Genomic DNA, 21,508 nt, shown 5'->3' with positions numbered 1-21,508 from the left:
GTTATTGTTTCAAGGGCAAAGATAGCCGGTAAGTGGAACTTTTGTACAATAAAAAAGAAGGAGGATATGTCACTTTTCACGGTTTCTCCATTTTCCGGTAGGCGAGGGGAGTATACCCTATACATTGTCGGAAACTACGTACAAAGTAGGAGACGGTTGAGAAATGAAGTTCGGAGGCTATTTCTGAAATGGGGAGGTCGGTGTAGGTGAGCAGACGCTGGGCTTCGTCTGTAATCTTGTTGAGTATGTACTGCTTGGCATTGATGTTTATGGCCGAAGAGAGGATTTCGTTCAGATAGTTGGGAGTGATGCATAGTTTATCGGCATAGAATTGTACAGAATGCTGCTCCCGGAAGTGCTCCCCAACCAATTCGAAGAATCGGCTGAGGTGGAAGCTGCTGATATCTTTATGTGGCTCCTTACCCGTCTCCGGAGGGATAGAGGTGCGGTAGGCACGGTTGAGTAGCATGAGGACTTCGTAAAGTAAGGCGCGTAATATGCCCGTATCGTGTGGGTGGAAAGAGTCGATTTCGACCTTTATGTCGTGCAGAAGTTGGAGTATCCGTGCATAGAGCCCGTTCGGCAGTTGGAGTTTGTCTGCCGTTTTTCCCATTCGGAAGAACGGGAGGTGCTGCACGAATAGTGGGTCTTTGAAGAAAGAGGTCAAAAAGGTATCCTCAAAAATTAGAGCATGACCGTTGCCGATACGGTCTGTGTCCCAACTGCGCACCTCACCTGGTTTGGAGAAGAATACATCACCGGGAGCTGCCAAGTGTGTCCGGTTACCGATAGTGAATTCTCCTTCTCCTTCTGTGATGAAGGTGATGTCATAGTAGGTCAGAATATGTACTTTTCCCTGGGTCAAGAATTTCCGGGTATACTGCAAATCAACGACATCTATCAGAAGTTCGCTTCCGTACTTAGTTTTGTAGAAATTGTATCGTGGGATGGCATTTTTCATGGCTTAACATTGTATGATGGCAGTAAAGTTAGAGAAAAAGCTGCTCCGTACAATAGCGAATAGGAAAATGTTGGGTAAAGACCGGGAGTTTTGTTTATCTTTGCACCCGCAATTATCAATCGCCTTGCAACGATTGTCTGGAATTATCATATTATGAAACAGAAACGAATACCATTGGTGGGCAGACAATACCTTGTGCCCTTCATTTTGATTACCTCTCTTTTCTTTTTGTGGGGATTTGCCCATGCCATTCTGAATGTACTGAACAAGCACTTTCAAGAGATACTGGATATCACGAAGACACATTCGGCCTTTATACAGATGACGATGTATATGGGATACTTCATTATGGCCATTCCTGCAGGACTTTTCATCAGTCGCTTCGGATACCGCCGGGGTGTGGTATTCGGTCTGTTGCTCTACGGCGTCGGTTCGCTGCTCTTTATCCCCGGGCAGCATTATCTGTCTTTTAATCTTTTCTTGTTTGCATTGTTCGTGATAGGCTGTGGACTGACGTTTCTTGAAACTGCCGCCAATCCTTATGCCACAGAATTGGGCGCAAAGGAAACTGCTGCCAGCCGGCTGAATTTCGCGCAATCCTTCAACGGTCTGGGATGTATCTGTGCACCGGTACTGGCTGGACTGCTGCTCTTCTCGAAGGATGGGCAGATGGGCTCGGGTAATGTCGCATTGCCCTATATCTGCATGGGGGTAATTGTGTTGCTGGTAGCACTGGTCTTTTCAAGAATCAAGTTGCCCGAGATTGAACATAGTGTGGAGGTGGACGAAGCTGGTAATAAGGTCGGATTGTGGTCACACCGGCTTTTCATTTTCGGGCTGATAGCCTTGTTTGCCTATGAGGTCGGCGAGATTTCCATCAACAGCTTCTTCATCAATTACGTGGTGGAGCAGAATTGGATGAATGCCCGCGAAGCTTCCGTAGTGCTTTCTTTCGGTGGACTGGGATTATTTATGTTGGGACGTTTTGCCGGTAGCTGGATTATGGGACGTGTGCGTGCCGAGAAAATGTTGCTGGTGTGTGCTACGGGGACAGTAGTGACTACTTCGTTGGTACTGCTGGATGTAGGGATGATATCGCTTGCAGCTCTGTTGTGCGGATATGCGTTTGAGGCTATTATGTTTCCCACGATTTTTGCCCTTTCCTTGCGCGGGCTGGGCAACCATACCAAGAGGGCTTCCTCTTTCCTGATGATGTCTCCCGTGGGAGGCGTGGTAGGTCCGCTGTTGATGGGACTGGTGGCAGACCATACGACGATGGTGTGGGCGTTCATTGTACCGCTGGTTGCCTATTGCGTGGTATGGGCATATGCTCGCAAGATGGTGTCCGTCTCTACCGCTTCCTCAATATAGAAGGAATCCTGCGATTCCGGCAAGGATTATCAGTAAGATAGGGTGGAGGTGCCACTTCCACGTCACGCCGAAAGCGGCTGCAAAGATAAGTATGCTTTTGTAATCTATGAAATTTTCCTTGTTCATCAGCAATAGGGCAGCAGCAGCTATCAATGATACGGACATGGGCAGTAGTCCAGACATTGCCGCCTTGATGTATTTGTTGTCTTTGCATTTCACGAAGAAGTAAGAGATGAGCAATACCAGGATGAACGAGGGAAGGCATACTGCAACGGTGGCCACGACAGCTCCCCACACGCTTTGAGTAACTGCATAGCCCACATAGGTGGCACTGTTGATGCCTATCGGACCGGGCGTCATCTGCGAGATGGCCACCACGTCCGTGAATTGTTGCAGGGTGAGCCAGTGATGGTGGTCCACCACCTCGTATTGGATGAGGGACAACATGGCGTAACCGCCTCCAAAACCGAACATTCCGATTTTCAGATATACCAATATCAGCTGCCAATAAATCATATCTGTAATTTTCTCAGTTTATCTTTTAACCATAATGTATAGAGCATTCCTCCTGCAATTCCTGCAAGGACAATGTATACGGGGGATAGCCCGAATTGCCAGATGAGTATGGTGGCGATGGCTGGAAGCACCAGTTGCCAATACTTCAGCTTCAGTGCCCGTGCAGCCGAAATGCAGGGTATCACAATCAGTGCGACTACTGCCGGACGGATACCGTTAAAGATGCGTATCATCACCTGGTTGTCCTGAAAATGAGCGAAGAACATGGCTATCAGCATCATGATGACAAAAGAGGGGAGGATTGTGGCAAGTGCACACACCAGGCTACCTTTTACTTTATGCAGCTTGTAACCGACGAATATGGATATATTGACAGCAAAAACACCGGGAAGTGACTGGGTCAACGCAAACATTTCCATGAAATCTTCTTTACTCATCCATCTCTTTTTTACGATTTCCCGTTCAATGAGAGGTATCATAGCGTATCCGCCACCGATAGTGAACATTCCTATCTTGGCAAAGGTCATAAAAAGCAGTAAATATTTCATTATTTCTCTTCGGGTGACTTTCTTTTGCAAAGAAACCCAAATTAATCAACATATACAAATTAGGGGGATAATATTTATTTATTAATATTTTATATTACAGGGCTATATTCTTAAATCTATTTAAAAGGAGAATATTCCGTCGTAAATAAGCTTTATCTTTAACACGTAATTACAAATAATATAAATGTAGATATGATACAGATAGTGCAATTACATGGTACGGATAAAAAGCTGTACGAGCTTGTAGCCCCTTTGGTTATGAGCCCGGAAGTGCTGAAACAGAACTACAATTACCCTTTCCGGACATCGGAAGAGTACGAGTGGTTTGTTGCTCTGGATAATAAACATGTTGTAGGTTTTGTGCCGGTGGAGCACAAGAAGTATGAATGTGTCATCAACAACTATTATATTAAGGAAAGGAATGTTGACACGCTAAAATTGCTTCTGGAAAAGGTACTTGAGAAGCAGGGCGAGGAGAGTAGTCTGACGGCTGTTAGCTTTGTTGAAGATAGGGATGTCTTCAGCGAGCTGGGCTTTTGGGAAGACAAGGTATGGACCCGTTATGTGAAAATGAAGAAAAACAGATAATTATGGCTACACCCAAAAATGTGTATGAACTGGCGCAAGAACGTCTTGATGTGATTTTTAGGGAATTTGACACGATATGCGTCTCTTTTTCGGGAGGAAAAGATAGTGGAGTGTTGCTGAATTTGTGCATAGACTATATCCGCCGGAACCGGCTGAACCGTAAACTGTGTGTATTCCATATGGACTATGAGATACAGTACAGCATGACCATTGATTATGTGGACCGGGTATTGGAGGCGAATAAGGATATATTGGAGGTGTATCGTGTTTGTGTGCCTTTCCGTGTAACGACTTGTACGTCGATGTACCAGAGTTACTGGCGTCCGTGGCAGGAGGATTTGGAGGACATTTGGGTAAGGAAGATGCCGAAAGGCTGCCTCACTAAAGAGACGTTTCCTTTCTACACTCCCGAAATGTGGGATTATGAGTTCCAGATGCACTTTGCCAAATGGCTGCATGAGAAGAAGGATGGAGTGCGTGCCTGCTTTCTCATAGGCATCCGTACGCAAGAGAGTTTTAACCGCTGGCGCAGCATCCATCTGAACCGGAAGTATCAGATGTACCACAATTACCGCTGGACCTCGAAGATAGGCAATGACATTTTCAATGCTTATCCCATTTATGATTGGAAGACGACGGATATCTGGACGGCCAATGGCAAATTCGGCTTTGACTATAACCATTTGTATGACCTATATTATAAAGCCGGAGTCAATATCGAACGCCAGCGTGTGGCAAGCCCTTTTCTTTGTGAGGCACAAGAGAGCCTGAAGCTGTATCGTGTCATCGACCCGAATACTTGGGGAAGAATGATAGGGCGGGTCAACGGGGTGAACTTTACCGGTATTTACGGAGGGACGCGTGCTATGGGGTGGCAGACGGTCCGACTGCCCGAAGGGTATACGTGGAAAGGCTTTATGCAGTTCCTGCTTTCCACCTTGCCGGAAGAGACCCGGAGGAACTACTTGAAAAAGCTTACCGTCAGCATTGAATTCTGGCGTACAAAAGGGGGGTGTCTGGCTGACGAGACCATCCAGAAGCTGAGGGATGCAGGAGTGTCCATTGAAGTGATAAATATCACGAATTACAAGACAAACAAGAAGCCGGTGCGCATGGATTATCTGGATGATATTGACATCGCGGAATTCCGGGAAATTCCCACTTATAAGCGGATGTGCATATGCATCCTGAAGAATGACCATGCCTGCAAGTACATGGGTTTTGCCTTGAACAAGGAAGAGGCATACAAAAGAGACAAGATAATGGAACAATTCAAAAATATGATGTTATGAGCGTAGATAAAAGTCCGGTATATAACGTAAGGGCAATTCCAATAGAGAAAATACAAGCAAACGATTACAATCCGAATGTAGTGGCACCGCCCGAAATGAAGCTTCTGGAGCTTTCCATCTGGGAAGATGGTTTCACCATGCCTTGTGTCTGTTACTATGATGAGGAAGAGGATAACTACATCCTGGTGGACGGTTACCACCGTTATCAGGTGTTGAAGACATCCAAAAGAATTTATCAGCGCGAAAACGGGTTGCTTCCCGTGGTCGTGATTGACAAGGAACTTTCCAACCGTATGGCGTCCACTATCCGTCATAATCGTGCCCGTGGTACGCATAATATCGAGTTGATGTGCCATATTGTTGCGGAATTGGACAGAGCCGGTATGTCTGATGAATGGATAATGAAGAATATCGGAATGGATCGCGACGAAGTGTTGCGTTTAAAGCAAATTTCGGGTCTGGCAGACTTGTTTGCGAACAAGAACTTCAGCATTCCGGATAAGAAAGAAGAGTATGTGGCGGATAAATAAATGAATATTTCAGGGGTGGATTTTTTAATCTGCCTCTTTATATTCATTAACAAGTGAAATATTTCGTTGCAAACTTGCATAATTTAGTCAAATCGCCTACATTTGTCAGCATCAAAACAAACAGAATAGGTCCTATGTGCTTTAAGGCACTATAAAAAACATTACATGAAGAAAATTTTGGTTAGTGGCGGTGCTGGTTTTATAGGTTCTCATCTTTGTACCCGATTGATAAACGACGGGCATCAGGTGATTTGTCTGGATAATCTTTTCACCGGTTCGGAAGGAAATATCACTCATCTGAAGAGCAATCCCCGCTTTGAATTTGTACTGCATGATGTGGAAACCCCTTATGAGGCAGATGTGGACGAAATCTATAATCTGGCTTGTCCTGCTTCTCCCATCCACTACCAATATGATGCCATTAAAACCATCAAGACTTCTGTATTGGGCGCCATCAATATGCTGGGACTGGCCAAAAAGACGAATGCCAAGATATTGCAGGCTTCTACCAGCGAAGTGTACGGTGACCCCGTTATTCATCCCCAAGTGGAAAGTTATTGGGGAAATGTAAATCCAATTGGCCTCCGTTCTTGTTATGATGAAGGGAAGCGTTGTGCCGAGACATTGTTTATGGACTATCACCGCCAGAATGGAGTGCGGATCAAGATTATCCGTATATTCAATACGTACGGTCCTCGGATGCTGCCGAATGACGGACGGGTGGTTTCCAATTTCGTGGTTCAAGCATTGCAGAACCAGGATATTACAATATACGGTTCGGGTAATCAGACGCGAAGTTTCCAATATGTAGATGACTGTATAGAAGGTATGGTGCGGATGATGAACACGGAGGACGATTTTATCGGTCCGGTAAACTTGGGAAATCCGAATGAATTCTCCATATTGGAACTGGCGGAAAAGGTCATTAGGCTGACGAATTCCAAGTCGAAACTGATTTTCAAGCCACTGCCTCATGATGATCCCAAACAGCGTCAGCCGGACATCACTCTGGCAAAGGAAAAGTTGGGCTGGGAACCGACTATAGAGCTGGAAGAGGGTTTACAGTATATAATAGAGTATTTTAAGGAATATCGTTCCTAACTAAATAGTAATTTTGATAACGGGAAAAACAATATAGAAAGATGAACATGGAAATAAATCCTTCCGAATACAAGATTCTCATCGTTGACGATGTGATGTCAAACGTTTTATTGTTGAAAGTGCTTTTGACAAATGAGAAATTCGCGATTGCTACTGCAAGTAACGGGCGGCAAGCGTTGGAACAGGTGGAAAAGGAAAATCCTGATTTGGTTTTGCTTGACGTAATGATGCCGGACATGAGTGGTTTTGAAGTAGCTCAACATTTAAAGTCAAATCCGAATACAGCTGATATTCCAATCATCTTTCTGACCGCACTGAATAGTACGGCAGATATTGTGAAGGGGTTTCAGGTTGGCGCGAATGACTTCATCTCTAAGCCTTTCAATAAGGAGGAATTGATTATCCGTGTTACCCACCAAATATCTTTGGTAGCTGCCAAACGGTTGATTTTGAGTAAGACGGAAGAACTGCAACGTACTATTGCCGGGCGTGACAAGCTTTATTCGGTGATTGCCCATGACTTACGTTCTCCGATGGGATCCATCAAAATGGTGCTGAATATGCTGATATTGAACTTGCCATCTGAGAAAATTGGCGCCGAAATGTACGAGCTTCTGACGATGGCTAATCAGACTACGGAGGATGTGTTTTCATTGCTGGATAACCTGCTGAAATGGACAAAGAGTCAAATCGGTAAGTTGAACGTGGTTTATCAGGATGTGGACCTCGTCGAAGTGACAGACGGTGTCATTGAGATTTTCAGTATGGTGGCAAGCCTGAAGAAGATAAGAATCCGCGAGATGAAACCGGAAAAAATGATGGTCAACGCTGATATTGACATGCTGAAGACAGTGGTCCGTAACTTGTTGAGTAATGCCATTAAGTTCAGTAAGGAGAATTCAGAGGTACTGGTGAAGATGGAGGAAGTAGATGGTATGGCAGTTGTCAGTGTTCAAGATCATGGCTGTGGCATCAGCGAGGAGGGGCAGAAGAAGTTGTTGCATACTGATACGCATTTCAGCACGTTCGGCACGAACAACGAAGAAGGCTCGGGACTGGGCTTGTTGCTATGCAAGGATTTTGTCGTGAAGAATGGCGGTAAACTGTGGTTTACTTCCAAGGAAGGCGAAGGCTCCATATTCAGCTTCTCTATTCCGGTGAAGAAGTGATAACGAAGAAAATAGAACGGATGGTCCGTTGAAGTAAAACAGACCATCCGTCAGACTCAAATAGACCGTCTGTTACGGTCGTGCAGACCATCTGTTTCTTATGAACGGATGGTCTGTTTTTTTATCTCTTACACAGACTGCGGAAATCGCAATATTCACATTTCCGGGTATCCTCTGTTTGGCTGAATGTTTCTTCTTGGCTGAATATCTCCTGCAGGAGTCCGTGCAGCCGTTCGCGAAACTCGTCTTCGAAGAAAGCGAAGTTGTTGACCGGTACCTTGGGTTGTCGCGGCGCTCCCATTTCGATGACCGGGGAGTAGCTTTCGGAAGCTGCCCGGTGGATGTAAAGTAGGGAAGGGGCTACCTTCAGCGATTGCTTGCGGCAGAGGATGGCGGCGTACAGAAACGTCTGGAAAATATAGTTGGGACGGTTGTCGGCGGGAGTAAACAGTTGTTCTATATTTTCAGGAGTCTTGGGAGTACCGCCTGTCTTGTAGTCCACGATACGTAGCGTGTCTCCTTTGCTGTCCAGGCGGTCGATGGTACCGCCTATCTGTAAGGCAAGCTTTCCTTGCGGAGTATCTATTTCCATCATTTCTCTGACGTCCTGTTCCATACCCTCCATACGGAACGGGGCATATTGCAGGTCATTGCGCAGAAGCTGGCGCAGGTAAGAGGCAATGACTTTGGAATGGATAAGCTGCGTACCGTTATATTCCGGTTGCTCCGTAAGGGGCACATGGAAGAACTTTTCTTTAAAAGCATTGTCCACATAGGCTTGCAGGCGGACATCGTCTTTCAGTAACTGTTCCAGGTCTTCTTTACGTATTTCCCGTCCGTTGGTTGTCAGTTCGTTGTACACCAGTTCGGCAGAACGGTGGAAGATGGTGCCGAAGAGGGTGGAGTCTATTTCGGCGCTTACTTCATCGAGAGCCTTCAGGCCGGCTACGTATCGGTAGTAGAATTTCAGCCGGCAGTCCAGATAGGCATTGAGGGCAGAGGGGGAGAAGAACGCTTTGGGACGTCGGTGGATGTCGTAGGCGTCGAACATCTGTTGCAACATCTCCGGTGTCTTGTGAATCTCAATTTCCAGGGCTTGTTGTGGAGATTGTCCGGCTTCAAGGTACTCAAGGGAGATGTTGTGCGGCGACTCTACCAGGAATTGCAGCATGAAGCGGGACATCTCCCCGCGGTTCAGTCCGTCCGAAGAGATGTTATATAATAAGGTGACGTTTTCTGCCCGTTGGATGAGGCGGTAGAAGTAGTAGGCATAGACGGCATTCTTGTGTTCTATGGTGGTCATGCCGAAGGCCTTCCTCAGGTTGTAGGGAATGAAGGAGGAGTCGCCTCCGGCTTTGGGCAATTGCCCTTCGTTGAGGGAGAGCATGATGAGGTTACGGAAATCGAGGTTACGCGTTTCCAGCACCCCCATTACTTGCATGCCGATGGCGGGTTCTCCGTGGAAGGGAATGTTGGCAGAGGTAAGCAAGCGGTTCAGCAGTCGCTTCAGCGTGTCTGTGCGCACACCACTCAATTCGCCGGTCTCTATCAGGCTGAGCAGGCGGTTGACGAGGGTGTAGCTTTTGAACAGAGACTCGCGGTACAGCTGGTTGAAGATGTCTTCCACGTCTTTTTCCTGGCGGTAGAGGACGGCCACTTCGCGAAGCAGTTCGGTGAGGTAGCTGCATAGGGCGGCGATGCCGTTCTGTGGTGTAAAGACTTGTTCAAGGAATGCGTCCTGCTTCAGCTCCGAGGGAAGGGGATAGAAGCGGTTGTCCCGGGTAAGCTGTTTTTCCAGTGTTTCGGCATTGGGGGAAAGTTGCCGGGTGTAAGGGTGTTTCAGCAGCGTGATTACGGTTTCGTAGATGTATCGTCCGGTACCTGCATGGTAGCCGGTAGTCTGTAGCTCTACAAGGGCGTTGATAAAACTGTACACCGGAGTTTGGGCAAGGGGAAATCCCATTGTGATGTTGACGTTCTTTACCTCTGCCGGAATGGAGTGGAGGACGGGAAGCAGTAGGGATTCGTTGCAAAGGACAACGGCAGTGTCTTTGAATGAAGAAGGGGTTCTTAATTCTTCATTCCCCCTAATCCATTGCGGCAAGTAGCGGGCTTGTGCATTTTCGGTAGAAGCGGAGATAAAGCGTACGTTCTTGGGTTTCCGCAGTACATCAAAAGAAGTTTCGGGCAGTTGGTTGGGAAACAGCTTTAGGTTGCGGAGGATGAATTCGCCTGCTTCGTGGGTATAGGGCGGCTTTTGCTCAAGGGGAAGACGGGTGTAGAACACGTCGTAATCCCAATAGAACATTGCTTTCCCGGCATCCTGCAAGAGCTGGAAGAAACGGGTTTCTACTCTATTTAGCACGTTGAAGCCGACAAATACATAGCGGTCGTAGCGCAGTCGGTCGGTGTCGAGTTGCTCCATGACATTGCGGTACATCATGCCTTCGTAGGCGATGCCCAGTTCTGTAAGATTGCGGCGGTAGTGGCGGTAGATGTCGCCCAGTTTATCCCAGAGGGAGATGAATTTGGCTTTCAGCTCCGTGCGCTTTTCTATGGAAAAGTTCTGGAAGAACTGGCGGATGGCTTCTTCTTGTTCTTGGTCGAGGAAGTCGTAATTGTCCATAATGTTCTTCAGTTCTTGCAGGTTGCTGAAGAGTTTGTCGGCATCTACAAGGTTTTTGTCTACGTCATCGAAATCGCTGATGAGCAGTTCTCCCCAGAAGTAGAAGTCATCCAGAGTTTCTTCGCTGCGGGTCTCTTCGCGGAATACCTTATACAATTCGCATACCAGACGGATAGGGTCACCGGACTTCAATGGAGAGAGTTGCCGGAACAGTTCGCTGATGCTGACGTAGGCAGGCGACCACAAAGGGCGGTCCGTTTCAGTTGCCAGATATTCGTTGAAGAACAGACTGGCACGTTTGTTGGGGAAAACGATGGCGGTGCGCGAGAGGTCGTTTCCTATTTTGGCGTAAAGGTCGCGGGCGACCAGTTGGAGGAATGTTTCCATGATTTAGTTGATAATTGATAATTAATAGTGGATGGGGAGTGAGTTATACCGGTTCTATGTTGTTCTCCTCTACATACCACAAGTAACCCCGTATATTTTCTGCGACATACCCCATGCGGACCAGCAGTTGCATGTATCCCTGCACCTGCTTGTTGTACTTCTTGTTTGGCTTTCCGAACTTGAAGTCCACCACTACGATTTCTTCGCCACGCATCATCACGCGGTCCGGGCGGCGTGTCCGCAGTTCACCGTTTTCCTGCCAGATGATGTCGCATTCATTGAATAGCTGCCACGTTCCTGAATACCAGTCCTTGACTTGAGGCAGGGAGAAAGCGCGTTGGGTGAGATTGCGTATTTCTTCTTCCGTCTCACTCCGTCCAATCACACCTTCAAAGACGAGCTGGCTGATGGCATTGTCAATGTCTTTTTCCGTTTCGATGGCAGAGAATAGGGTATGCAGCAAACGTCCCCGGTTGATGAAGCGCTGGCTGGACTCTGCTTCGTCCACTCCTGCTATGAAGTCTGCCGAACGGTTGGATTGCCGGAACTCGATGTCGTGGAGCATGCTCTCCATGTGGACGGGCAGTTTGACCGGCTTTTGCGAAAGTCTGTTGACTGGTTGCTGTTCGTAAACCTCAGGTTTACGTTCGCAGTATAGAGGTTTCTGTTCGTAGTATAGAGGTTTAGCTTCGTCGTTAGCAGGGTTGTCTGCGTCATGCTGTGAGACGGGGACGGGGGAAGGGCAAATCTTGCCGTTCTCATATATGGAAGCCTCTTCGTCCCAACTGCCTGCTCCGTCTTTGGCTATGTGGGGCAGGGTGTTGGCAAGGAGTTCGGATATGGTTCCCTTCTGTTCCTTCCGGCTCCAGAGGATGAGGTTCTTGCCGGCACGGGTAAAGGCCACGTACAGCAGATTCAGATTGTCTACCCACAGCTGAAGACGTTCGTGCAGATAGTCCTGCCGATATATGGATTCCGCCATGGTGGTGGAATAGTTCACCGGTACTAAGCTGATGGCATTATAAGGCTCTTCCGGTGGGGCGCACCACACCAGCTGGTTGTTGGTTTCGTTCTCCAGCTTCCAGTCGCAGAAGGGAATCAGTACGGTATGGAATTCCAGTCCTTTGGACTTGTGGATGGAGAGGATGCGTATGCCGTCCATCTCACCGCTGGGGATGGTTTTGCTGCAAAGGGTTTCGTCCCAGTAGCGGATGAAGCTGGCCAGTTCGGAAGAATTGCTTTGCAGATACTCCGTCACAGCATCGAAGAAGGAGAAGAGGTAGGCATCCTGCTTTTCAATGCGGCTCATGCCGAAGATGCTGAACAGTTCTTCCAGTAACTCATACAAAGGCATCAAGCGCAGCGTTTCCCGTCGGGAGGTAAAGGTTTCGGGCAGGGGAGTGGCTATGATGAATCCCGACTGCTCGTCATTTGTCATTTGTAATTTGTAATTCTTCATCAGCGCAGCCTCCGCAATCTTGTTCTCCGGATTCGATAGGCAGCGCAGGGCATCCATCAGCATGCAGATGGCAAGGGAGGCATCCAGACGGAAAGCTTCGTCGGACACGACAGAAAGATGCAGTTCTTTGTCAAAATAGTCGGCTATCGGCGGGATATTCTTGTTCTTGCGGACAAGGATGGTGATATCATTCAGTGTTACGCCCTCTTCCAGCAGCCGTTGCACCTCTTCTCCTAAAGCGAGAAGGGTCTGCTCTGTATAGTTGTGTTCATCGTCCGGTTCCAGGAAGGTGGCTTTTACGTAGCCGTACTCCGTGCTCTTGGGCGATTCCTGCACTACGTCGGCATAAGCGCGTTTCAGGGGTAGGCAATCCTCTTTCAGTTCGTTCAGGTGTAATGCATTGAGGTAGTCTATGGCAGCGGTAAATACCTGGTTGTTGAAACGGATAATGTTGGTTTCGCTACGCCGGTTTGTTTTTAGGGTTTCCACACGGACGGGGAAGGAGTTTAAGTTTAATTCTTTATTTCCCAAGCTGTTCAGTATTCCCCAGTCCCCGTTCCGCCAGCGGTAGATGGACTGCTTCACATCTCCCACAATCAGACTGTCGGCTCCTTGCGAAAGTCCTTCGAGCAACAGCAGACGGAAGTTGTCCCATTGCATGCGGCTGGTGTCCTGGAATTCGTCAATCATGACGTTGCGTATGTTGGCGCCGATTTTCTCGAAGACGAACGAAGAGTCACCCTCGCGCACCAATTTGTGCAGCAGGGCGTTGGTGTCCGAAAGTAGAAAGCGGTTATGTTCTCGGTTCAGTGTACGTACCTCTTCGTCAATATGGTTGAGGAGTTGTAGTTTGTTGAGATGCTGGAGCGAGAGACGGCAACTGTTCAGGGTGCGGTTGCGTTGCGGACGCATTCTTTCGGCTTCCTGCAGTAGAGGTATCAGGCTGGTTTTTGCCAGACAGATGATGTCGTCCTTCCGTGAGGATGTTTTCGTTGCCCAGTTTTTTGCATCTGCCAGGCTGTTTTGCAGGGTGGCGTTCAGCACATCTTTGTCAGACAGTCTGCCGTCGCGCAGTTTGCGGAAGTAACTGCCGATGCCTCGGGCACCTCCTTTCAAGTCTTCGGGAGTGAGGGCATGCCCTTCCAGTTCGCCTTCAAACTGGTCGTAGAAACTTTTCATCTGTTCCAGAGCCTCGGTTTCCATATCGCGCAGCACATCCCGGTAGAGTTTCAACGTGTTCGGAGTACGAAGGCATTGCCGTAGTTTTTCGCCGCGTTCTATGTAGCTTTCATCGAAGATGTTTCGTCCGAAACTTTTCACCTCATTCGATACGTTCCAGCGTTTGTCGTCGCGGATGCGCTCGTCGATGTAGTCCAGGAGCCATGCCAGCACGGGAGAAGTGGGGGTAAGCTTCTCGATGAGGCTGTCTACGGCATCACTCAGCACTTCACTGTTGTTCAGCTCTATGTTCAGGTTAGGACTCAGTTCCAGTTCGCGGGCAAGGTTGCGCATCACAGATTGAAAAAAGGAGTCGATGGTTTCCACGCGGAAACGGCTGTAGTCATGCAGCATGTATTGCAGTGCCATGCCGGCCCGTTGACGAATCTCCCCGTCCGTCAATCTGTCCCCGCCTTCTTCTTTAATTTTTAATTTATAATTTTTAATTCTCTCCAAGTATGCTTCGGAAGAAGGTGCTCCCTTCCAGATACCGTAAAGCTGTGTCAGTATGCGCTCCTTCATCTCTGCCGTAGCCTTGTTGGTGAAGGTTACGGCAAGTATCTGCCGGTAGGCGCGTGGATTGATTATCAAATGCTTGATGTATTCCACAGCCAGCGTAAAGGTCTTGCCTGAGCCGGCAGAGGCTTTGTATACTAATAATTCCATGTAAATTGCTGCATTGAGTATGTATCTGCAAACGTACACAAAAATAATGAGAAAAATAAATGCTTCCCTGCTTTCTCTTATAGAAAGAAGTGGGAAGCATCCATTATTGAGGGGCTATGTGTAGGGGCTGTGCTACATTACCGGCGTCTGGAAAAGAAATACAAATCCTTTGCTGTCTTTCAAATCCTTTATGGCATCTCCGGCATAGATTTCTCCGTTTGTCAGTGAGAGTTTCTTGATTCCTGCATTCGGGCTAAAATCGATTTTCTTCAAGTCGAGCCAGAACAAGTTAGGGGTCAGTGTGGACTCAAAATAATATACTTTGTTCTTCTGGTCGGATACAGAACGCCAACGGGTGGAGGAGATATGGGGCTTGTCCGGTGTGGTGATACCGAACGGTACAGAAACATTGCGCATTACGCTCAATACACTGGGTACAGCAATCTTTGCATCCGCTGTTTGCGGAATGGCATTGATGTAGAACGATGCGCGTACAAAGCGGTCACTGGAGCGGTTGGTTCCCGGCAACATATTCAGTCCGCCTACCTCTTTCCAATAGTCGTTGATAGCCAGCTGGAGTTCATATTTGGGAGAGTTGGTCATTACTTGATACTGCTTGCCTTCATGTATCTCAAGGTTTCCGTCTATGTATTCCAGGATAGCCGTGTTTCCGGTTTCATCTGTGATGGCCAGATGCAGGGTGGAAGCGGCTCCGTTGGGCAGGTCTGGTGCATCAATGCGGAAGGATTCTTTTTTCAGTTCATCCACAGCTTCGCGTACGGTTGCAAAATTGTCGAGTACGTATTGCGTCCAGATACTGATGCCCATAATCGGGCGGTTGTCTCCCGGGCGGTGGTAAACGGACTCCGGAAGGAAGAGCAGGCTGGCAACCAGACCTTTCTCGTTCATACCGTCGCAGGTACCTATGTCATAACCGGCGGCAATGACGCTACCGTACTTGGAAGTCCAGTTCACTGTATTCCCTTTGTTGTAGCCTGCCCTTTGCATGCCTCTTGGGAATACATAGATGTTACTCATAAGGTCTTCTTTCCAGTCCATCGTACGTCCTGTAATGACTGTATTGTCAGGACCGATGTAGGTGGCTCGGGTACACGCTTCTGTTTGTTGCACACTCATGGAGGCTATGGCAGCCAGTGCAACAGCTATTGTCTTTATTGGTTTATTCATCTCGCTTTTGTCTTTATGAATTAATACTCTGTTTCATAGAATAACAAAAGGAGGGGAGTATAGTTTGAGAAAAAGAGGTGAAATCCCTTACTCGTCTTTTTCTTTCAGCAATTCCTCCATCTTCAGCACCTCGTCCCGATACTGTGCGGCTTCGATAAAATCGAGTTTCTTGGCAGCCTCCTGCATAAGCTTCTTGGTACGTTCAATACTCTTTTCCAGTTGCTTGCGGCTCATGTACTGTACTATAGGGTCGGCAGCCATCGTAGATGTACTTTCTTGTTCCACATAGGGGCGGGGAGTGCTGGAAGTGAACTTCTCGCTGCTGAGGACGGCTTCGCCGGAAGCCTCGTTGGTGGCAAACACATTGAGGTTCTTTGCTTTCTTGATTTGCTGTGGCGTGATGCCGTGCTCTTCGTTGTACTTCAACTGCTTCTCGCGACGGCGGTTGGTCTCGTCGATGGTCAGTTGCATGCTGTCCGTTATTTTGTCGGCATACATGATGACCATACCGTTCACGTTACGGGCGGCACGTCCGGCAGTCTGTGTCAGTGAGCGGTGGGAACGAAGGAAACCTTCCTTGTCTGCATCGAGAATGGCAACGAGAGAGACTTCAGGCAGGTCGAGTCCTTCACGCAGCAGGTTGACACCGACAAGTACATCGTAAACGCCCTCGCGCAAGTCACCCATAATTTTCACACGTTCCAAAGTGTCTACGTCGCTGTGGATATAATTACACTTCACGTTGTTGTTCAGCAGATATTCCGTCAGTTCTTCAGCCATTCGTTTGGTGAGGGTGGTGACGAGAGTTCGCTCGTTCTTCTCGATGCGCAGCTGTATCTCTTCCATCAGGTCGTCTATCTGGTTGTGGCTGGGACGTACCTGGATGATAGGGTCCAAGAGCCCGGTCGGACGGATGACCTGCTCTACTACGATGCCTTCGGATTTCATCAGTTCGTAATCTGCCGGTGTGGCGCTGACGTAAATCACTTGTTTGGCCATCTCTTCGAATTCATCGAATTTCAGCGGGCGGTTGTCCATGGCTGCCGGCAGCCGGAATCCGTACTCCACCAGGTTTATCTTGCGGGCGCGGTCACCTCCGTACATGGCACGTATCTGCGGGACGCTGACGTGGCTTTCGTCAATGACTATCAGGAAATCTTCGGGAAAGAAGTCCAGCAGGCAGTAGGGGCGGGTACCGGCAGCACGCCCGTCAAAGTAGCGCGAATAATTCTCAATGCCGGAGCAATGTCCCAATTCGCGTATCATTTCCATATCGTAGGTCACCCGTTCCTGCAAGCGTTTGGCTTCGAATGGGCGACCTTCGTTTTCAAACCATTGCACCTGCTTGTGAAGGTCGTCCTCTATTTCGTGGATGGCACGCAACGTGGCTTCTTTGGTGGTCATGAAGAGGTTGGCGGGATAAATCTTATAAGCGTCGAACTTGGCAACAGTTACGCCGCTCAGAGGGTCTACCTCTTCAATGCTGTCCACCTCGTCTCCCCAAAAGGTGACGCGCAGCAGGTTGTCGGCGTAAGCCAGATAAATGTCCACCGTATCGCCTTTCACGCGGAAATTGCCGCGGTTCAGGTCAATGTCGTTGCGTACGTAAAGACTGTCCACCAGGCATCGCAGGAAGACATTGCGACTGAAATTCTTGCCTTGCTGTACTTCGATGACGTTGTTGTAGAAGTCCGCCGGATTCCCCATGCCGTATATGCACGAAACGGAGGATACCACCACTACATCTTTCCTGCCCGAAAGCAGGGCAGAGGTGGCGGCAAGGCGCAACTTGTCTATCTCGTCGTTGATGGCGAGGTCTTTTTCTATATAGGTGTCCGATGATGGCAGGTAGGCTTCGGGCTGATAGTAGTCGTAGTAGGACACATAGTATTCCACGGCATTGTTCGGGAAGAATCCCTTGAACTCGCTGTACAACTGGGCAGCCAGCGTCTTGTTGTGGCTCAATATCAGCGTTGGCTTGTTGATGTTGGCGATGACGTTGGCTATGGTGAATGTCTTTCCGGACCCGGTGACACCGAGCAGTGTCTGTGCGGGAAGTCCCTCGCGCACGCCCTCGGTCAGCTGTGCGATGGCCTCCGGCTGGTCACCGGTGGGCTGGTAAGCGGATGTCAGTTCGAATTTGTTCATTTTCTCTTCTTAGGAGTGGCAATATTCGGTAAAATCTTTGAGATAAACAAAATTTTTTTGTTTACTTTGCAGCTATATTGATAACAACCATTAATAATTGTAATACAACGAAGAACATGATTTGGAATGAAAGCATCGAATGCATGGATCGCGAAAGCCTTCGTAAAATCCAGAGCATTCGTCTCAAAAAGACTGTGGAGCGTGTGTATCATGACACTCCTTTTTATCGTAAGAAAATGCAGGAACTGGGAGTTACTCCCGATGACATAAACAGTATAGATGATATTGTAAAACTGCCTTTTACTACCAAGTACGACTTGCGGGACAATTATCCCTTCGGCCTCTGTGCCGTACCTATGAGCCAGATTGTGCGTATTCATGCCTCTTCCGGCACAACCGGAAAACCCACTGTGGTAGGCTATACCCGAAAAGACCTTTCAGCATGGTCCGAATGCCTTTCACGGGCCTTTACCGCCTATGGTGCCGGTAGCTCGGATATTTTCCAGGTGTCCTACGGTTACGGACTTTTTACCGGCGGACTGGGTGCGCATGCCGGTGCCGAGAATATCGGCGCTTCCGTCATCCCGATGTCCAGCGGCAATACGGAGAAGCAGATTACACTGATGCATGATTTCGGTTCTACCGTACTTTGCTGCACGCCCTCATACGCCCTCTATCTGGCAGATGCCATCAAAGACTCCGGTCTTCCCCGTGAAGAGTTTAAGTTGAAAGTGGGAGCCTTCGGCGCCGAGCCATGGACCGAAAGTATGCGTCGGGATATTGAAACCAAGCTGGGTATCAAGGCATTTGATATTTATGGGCTTAGTGAGATTGCCGGTCCCGGTGTAGGTTACGAATGCGAGTGCCAGCACGGTACCCACCTCAATGAAGACCATTACTTCCCCGAGATTGTAGACCCGAAGACCCTCGAGCCGGTTGCTCCTGGTCAGACCGGCGAATTGGTGTTCACTCACCTTACCAAAGAGGGGATGCCGCTGTTGCGCTACCGTACCAAGGACCTCACCGCCCTGCACTACGATAAGTGCTCCTGCGGACGTACACTGGTTCGTATGGACCGCATCTTGGGACGTAGCGATGACATGCTGATTATCCGTGGTGTCAACGTGTTCCCCACTCAGATAGAGTCCGTCATCCTCGAAATGCCGGAGTTCGAGCCTCACTACCTCTTGCTGGTAGACCGCAAGAACAATACCGATACCATGGAGTTGCAGGTTGAGGTTCGTCCTGAATACTATTCCGACGAAATCAACAAGATGCTGGCTTTGAAGAAGAAGCTCGTAGCCCGCCTGCAGAGCGTACTCGGTCTCGGTGTAGATGTTCGTCTGGTAGAACCACGCAGTATTGAGCGCAGCGTAGGCAAAGCCAAGCGCGTCATCGACAACCGCAAATTGTAATTGCCAAATTGTAAATTGTAAATTGTCAAATAGTAAATGAACCTATGGTAGCAAAACAACTTTCCATTTTTCTGGAGAACAAGTCCGGCCGCCTCACAGAGGTGACTGAAGTTCTTGCAAAAGAAGGTGTCAACCTTTCTGCTCTATGTATTGCAGAGAATGCCGATTTCGGTATCCTTCGTGGCATTGTTTCCGAACCGGATAAAGCATATAAGGCTTTGAAAAATAATCACTTCGCTGTGAACGTAACGGATGTGGTAGGCATCAGTTGTCCCAATATCCCCGGCTCATTGGCGAAAGTGCTCCGTTTCCTCTCCGATGAAGGCGTGTTCATCGAGTACATGTATTCCTTTGCCAATGGTGAAACGGCCAATGTCATCATCCGTCCCAACGACATGGATAACTGTATCCGTGTATTGACAGAAAAAAAGGTCGATTTGCTGGCGGCAAGCGAACTCTATAAACTGTGAAAACGAAGGATTAGGGAGGAAGGATTAGGGATGAGGACTATGCAGTTGATAGCACAGTCACTAATCCCTAATCCTTCACCATTCATCCCTAATTCCTGCCCGTTCGTCTGGTTTTTGAAAAATTAAGGCTCGTATCGTTGCTTTATTCGATGCGAACCTCTATCTTTGCGCATTATTTGAACAAAAGTAATGAAGAAGAACATCCTAATAACTCTGCTTGCAGCATTGCTGCTCTCCTCGTGTGGAGAATACAACAAATTGCTGAAAAGCACAGATTACGAATACAAGTACGAAGCGGCAAAAAATTACTTCGCAAAAGGCCAGTACAACCGTGCTGCTACTTTGCTCAATGAATTGATTGCCATTCTCAAAGGTACTGATAAGGCGGAGGAATCCCTCTATATGCTGGGCATGAGTTACTATAACCAAAAGGATTATCAGACTGCTGCGCAGACTTTCATTCAATACTACAACGTTTATCCCCGCGGCACATTCACTGAACTGGCACGTTTCCATGCCGGTAAAGCTCTATATTTGGATACTCCGGAGCCGCGTTTGGACCAATCCGGTACGTATAGCGCCATCCAGCAGTTGCAGATGTTTATGGAATACTTCCCGCAAAGCTCCAAGAAAGAAGAAGCGCAGAACATGATATTTGCCTTGCAGGACAAGCTGGTGATGAAGGAGTATCTGTCTGCAAAACTTTATTATAATATGGGTAATTATCTGGGCAACAACTATCAGGCTTGCGTTATCACTGCGCAGAATGCTTTGAAGGATTATCCCTATACCAACCTACGTGAAGATTTATCCATTCTTATCTTGCGTGCCAAGTATGAGTTGGCTGTGTATAGTGTGGAAGATAGAAGAGCCGAACGTTACCGTGAAGCGGTGGATGAATGTTATGCCTTTAAAAATGAGTTCCCCGAAAGTAAGTATATGAAGGAAGTCGACCGAATCTTTAAGGAAGCACAGAAAATGCTGGGAGAAGGAAGTGAAGAGCAATAATATAATAATACAATAGATAAATTTATGGATTACAGAAAGACAAATGCTCCTACTACTACGGTGACCCGTGATATGATGGAGTTGTGTGAGGATACCGGTAATGTATACGAAAGCGTAGCGATTATCGGAAAACGTGCCAACCAGATTAGTGTGGAAATCAAGAATGACCTTTCCAAAAAGCTTGCTGAGTTTGCCTCTTACAATGATAATTTGGAAGAAGTGTTCGAAAACCGGGAACAGATTGAGATTTCCCGCTATTACGAAAAACTGCCGAAGCCGACATTGATTGCAACGCAAGAGTATGTGGAGGGTAAGATTTACTATCGTAACCCGGCTAAGGAAAAAGAAAAATTACAGTAATGATACAACGTATTCAATCTGTTTATTTGTTGTTGGTAACTATCCTGTTGGTTGTGGCAATTTGCATGCCTGTAGGACAGTTCATCGGAGCGGACGGAGTGACAGCACATGTTTTCAAACCTCTGGGAGTGGCTTTGGCCGACGGAGGATTTCAGTCTACTTGGGGCTTGTTCGGGATATTGTTGCTCAGTGCACTTGTTGCCTTCTGTACGATATTCCTTTTCCGTAACCGTATGTTGCAAATACGCATGACGATTTTCAGCAGCATTCTGCTGATAGGCTACTACATAGCCTTCTGTGTATTTATGTTTATTTTGAAGGGTGATTTGGATGCAATGACTTTCCAGTTGGGATGGGCGCTTTGCCTTCCGGTGGTAGCCATCATCCTCAACTATCTGGCCTTCCGTGCCATCTACAAAGATGAGGTGATGGTGAAGGCGGCAGACCGTTTAAGAAGATAAGAAGGTTTATCTACTTGATAATAACA

Annotated in this window: 18 protein-coding genes; 11 read left to right on the top strand and 7 right to left on the bottom strand. The window is 47.8% G+C overall.

The window, feature by feature from the left end; genetic code table 11:
- Window positions 1–76: 76 nt before the first annotated feature.
- Window positions 77–961, bottom strand: a complete 885-nt coding sequence (locus tag DW947_RS01355) for an AraC family transcriptional regulator (protein WP_117599485.1) — start codon at window positions 959–961, stop codon at window positions 77–79.
- A gap of 153 nt (window positions 962–1,114) precedes the next feature.
- Between DW947_RS01355 and DW947_RS01350 the strand changes: the two genes are divergently transcribed.
- Window positions 1,115–2,332 (top strand): sugar MFS transporter, encoded by a 1,218-nt coding sequence (locus DW947_RS01350; protein WP_117878222.1) that lies wholly within the window; start codon window positions 1,115–1,117, stop codon window positions 2,330–2,332.
- On the opposite strand, the gene DW947_RS01345 is transcribed toward DW947_RS01350, so the two are convergent.
- The gene (locus tag DW947_RS01345) at window positions 2,324–2,848 is read right to left on the bottom strand and encodes a chromate transporter (protein ID WP_117599487.1); all 525 of its coding nucleotides are present in this window, start codon (window positions 2,846–2,848) and stop codon (window positions 2,324–2,326) included. The genes DW947_RS01350 and DW947_RS01345 overlap by 9 nt on opposite strands.
- Complete coding sequence (locus DW947_RS01340; protein ID WP_005825383.1) at window positions 2,845–3,396, bottom strand: chromate transporter; 552 nt, start codon at window positions 3,394–3,396, stop codon at window positions 2,845–2,847. The genes DW947_RS01345 and DW947_RS01340 overlap by 4 nt, the downstream gene beginning before the upstream one ends.
- Window positions 3,397–3,588: 192 nt before the next feature.
- Between DW947_RS01340 and DW947_RS01335 the strand changes: the two genes are divergently transcribed.
- The 5 genes from DW947_RS01335 to DW947_RS01315 all read left to right on the top strand — a co-directional run bounded on the left by DW947_RS01335 (window position 3,589) and on the right by DW947_RS01315 (window position 8,076).
- Window positions 3,589–3,984 carry a hypothetical protein gene (locus tag DW947_RS01335; protein ID WP_117962372.1) on the top strand — a complete coding sequence of 132 codons (396 nt, stop codon included), beginning with the start codon at window positions 3,589–3,591 and terminating at the stop codon, window positions 3,982–3,984.
- 2 nt (window positions 3,985–3,986) lie between these two features.
- The gene (locus DW947_RS01330) at window positions 3,987–5,276 is read left to right on the top strand and encodes a DUF3440 domain-containing protein (protein ID WP_005836560.1); all 1,290 of its coding nucleotides are present in this window, start codon (window positions 3,987–3,989) and stop codon (window positions 5,274–5,276) included.
- Window positions 5,273–5,806, top strand: a complete 534-nt coding sequence (locus DW947_RS01325) for an IbrB-like domain-containing protein (protein WP_005825377.1) — start codon at window positions 5,273–5,275, stop codon at window positions 5,804–5,806. The genes DW947_RS01330 and DW947_RS01325 overlap by 4 nt, the downstream gene beginning before the upstream one ends.
- A 165-nt stretch (window positions 5,807–5,971) precedes the next feature.
- Window positions 5,972–6,907 carry a UDP-glucuronic acid decarboxylase family protein gene (locus DW947_RS01320; protein WP_005825375.1) on the top strand — a complete coding sequence of 312 codons (936 nt, stop codon included), beginning with the start codon at window positions 5,972–5,974 and terminating at the stop codon, window positions 6,905–6,907.
- A 41-nt stretch (window positions 6,908–6,948) separates the two neighbouring features.
- Complete coding sequence (locus DW947_RS01315) at window positions 6,949–8,076, top strand: response regulator (protein WP_118940785.1); 1,128 nt, start codon at window positions 6,949–6,951, stop codon at window positions 8,074–8,076.
- Between the two features lie 121 nt (window positions 8,077–8,197).
- On the opposite strand, the gene DW947_RS01310 is transcribed toward DW947_RS01315, so the two are convergent.
- The 4 genes from DW947_RS01310 to uvrB form a co-directional block, all read right to left on the bottom strand.
- On the bottom strand, window positions 8,198–11,089 hold the full coding sequence (locus tag DW947_RS01310) for a PD-(D/E)XK nuclease family protein (RefSeq protein WP_005836564.1): 2,892 nt from the start codon (window positions 11,087–11,089) through the stop codon (window positions 8,198–8,200).
- 43 nt (window positions 11,090–11,132) lie between these two features.
- Window positions 11,133–14,432, bottom strand: coding sequence for a UvrD-helicase domain-containing protein (locus DW947_RS01305; protein ID WP_117962376.1), 3,300 nt, complete (start codon window positions 14,430–14,432; stop codon window positions 11,133–11,135).
- A 132-nt stretch (window positions 14,433–14,564) separates the two neighbouring features.
- Entirely contained in the window at window positions 14,565–15,620 is a 1,056-nt protein-coding gene (locus DW947_RS01300; RefSeq protein ID WP_044467629.1) for a linear amide C-N hydrolase, read from the bottom strand.
- Between the two features lie 87 nt (window positions 15,621–15,707).
- Window positions 15,708–17,768 (bottom strand): excinuclease ABC subunit UvrB, encoded by a 2,061-nt coding sequence (gene uvrB / locus DW947_RS01295; protein WP_117962377.1) that lies wholly within the window; start codon window positions 17,766–17,768, stop codon window positions 15,708–15,710.
- A gap of 116 nt (window positions 17,769–17,884) precedes the next feature.
- Between uvrB and DW947_RS01285 the strand changes: the two genes are divergently transcribed.
- The 5 genes from DW947_RS01285 to DW947_RS01265 all read left to right on the top strand — a co-directional run bounded on the left by DW947_RS01285 (window position 17,885) and on the right by DW947_RS01265 (window position 21,482).
- On the top strand, window positions 17,885–19,183 hold the full coding sequence (locus DW947_RS01285) for a phenylacetate--CoA ligase family protein (RefSeq protein WP_057087770.1): 1,299 nt from the start codon (window positions 17,885–17,887) through the stop codon (window positions 19,181–19,183).
- 44 nt (window positions 19,184–19,227) lie between these two features.
- Entirely contained in the window at window positions 19,228–19,653 is a 426-nt protein-coding gene (locus DW947_RS01280; RefSeq protein ID WP_061411883.1) for an amino acid-binding protein, read from the top strand.
- A 189-nt stretch (window positions 19,654–19,842) separates the two neighbouring features.
- Window positions 19,843–20,661, top strand: coding sequence for an outer membrane protein assembly factor BamD (locus tag DW947_RS01275; RefSeq protein ID WP_005825357.1), 819 nt, complete (start codon window positions 19,843–19,845; stop codon window positions 20,659–20,661).
- 24 nt (window positions 20,662–20,685) lie between these two features.
- Window positions 20,686–21,021 (top strand): DNA-directed RNA polymerase subunit omega, encoded by a 336-nt coding sequence (locus DW947_RS01270; RefSeq protein ID WP_005825356.1) that lies wholly within the window; start codon window positions 20,686–20,688, stop codon window positions 21,019–21,021.
- Window positions 21,021–21,482 (top strand): DUF4293 domain-containing protein, encoded by a 462-nt coding sequence (locus DW947_RS01265; RefSeq protein WP_005825355.1) that lies wholly within the window; start codon window positions 21,021–21,023, stop codon window positions 21,480–21,482. The genes DW947_RS01270 and DW947_RS01265 overlap by 1 nt, the downstream gene beginning before the upstream one ends.
- Window positions 21,483–21,508: the final 26 nt, after the last annotated feature.

Origin of the sequence: Bacteroides sp. AM44-19 (genome assembly GCF_003603395.1) — a bacterium.
Taxonomy (GTDB): Bacteria; Bacteroidota; Bacteroidia; order Bacteroidales; family Bacteroidaceae; genus Bacteroides; species Bacteroides uniformis.
The sequence above is the reverse complement of the archived record's forward strand: the minus strand, read 5'-3'. Positions and strand labels throughout refer to the sequence as shown.

Excerpts from the sequence above, each read along its gene's own strand:
- DW947_RS01275 (WP_005825357.1), top strand. The coding sequence starts at position 19,843 with ATGAAGAAGAACATCCTAATAACTCTGCTTGCAGCATTGCTGCTCTCC.
- DW947_RS01305 (WP_117962376.1), bottom strand. The coding sequence starts at position 14,432 with ATGGAATTATTAGTATACAAAGCCTCTGCCGGCTCAGGCAAGACCTTT.
- DW947_RS01340 (WP_005825383.1), bottom strand. The coding sequence starts at position 3,396 with ATGAAATATTTACTGCTTTTTATGACCTTTGCCAAGATAGGAATGTTC.
- DW947_RS01285 (WP_057087770.1), top strand. The coding sequence starts at position 17,885 with ATGATTTGGAATGAAAGCATCGAATGCATGGATCGCGAAAGCCTTCGT.
- DW947_RS01350 (WP_117878222.1), top strand. The coding sequence starts at position 1,115 with ATGAAACAGAAACGAATACCATTGGTGGGCAGACAATACCTTGTGCCC.
- DW947_RS01355 (WP_117599485.1), bottom strand. The coding sequence starts at position 961 with ATGAAAAATGCCATCCCACGATACAATTTCTACAAAACTAAGTACGGA.
- uvrB (WP_117962377.1), bottom strand. The coding sequence starts at position 17,768 with ATGAACAAATTCGAACTGACATCCGCTTACCAGCCCACCGGTGACCAG.
- DW947_RS01300 (WP_044467629.1), bottom strand. The coding sequence starts at position 15,620 with ATGAATAAACCAATAAAGACAATAGCTGTTGCACTGGCTGCCATAGCC.
- DW947_RS01315 (WP_118940785.1), top strand. The coding sequence starts at position 6,949 with ATGAACATGGAAATAAATCCTTCCGAATACAAGATTCTCATCGTTGAC.
- DW947_RS01330 (WP_005836560.1), top strand. The coding sequence starts at position 3,987 with ATGGCTACACCCAAAAATGTGTATGAACTGGCGCAAGAACGTCTTGAT.
- DW947_RS01320 (WP_005825375.1), top strand. The coding sequence starts at position 5,972 with ATGAAGAAAATTTTGGTTAGTGGCGGTGCTGGTTTTATAGGTTCTCAT.
- DW947_RS01270 (WP_005825356.1), top strand. The coding sequence starts at position 20,686 with ATGGATTACAGAAAGACAAATGCTCCTACTACTACGGTGACCCGTGAT.
- DW947_RS01325 (WP_005825377.1), top strand. The coding sequence starts at position 5,273 with ATGAGCGTAGATAAAAGTCCGGTATATAACGTAAGGGCAATTCCAATA.
- DW947_RS01310 (WP_005836564.1), bottom strand. The coding sequence starts at position 11,089 with ATGGAAACATTCCTCCAACTGGTCGCCCGCGACCTTTACGCCAAAATA.
- DW947_RS01335 (WP_117962372.1), top strand. The coding sequence starts at position 3,589 with ATGATACAGATAGTGCAATTACATGGTACGGATAAAAAGCTGTACGAG.
- DW947_RS01265 (WP_005825355.1), top strand. The coding sequence starts at position 21,021 with ATGATACAACGTATTCAATCTGTTTATTTGTTGTTGGTAACTATCCTG.
- DW947_RS01280 (WP_061411883.1), top strand. The coding sequence starts at position 19,228 with ATGGTAGCAAAACAACTTTCCATTTTTCTGGAGAACAAGTCCGGCCGC.
- DW947_RS01345 (WP_117599487.1), bottom strand. The coding sequence starts at position 2,848 with ATGATTTATTGGCAGCTGATATTGGTATATCTGAAAATCGGAATGTTC.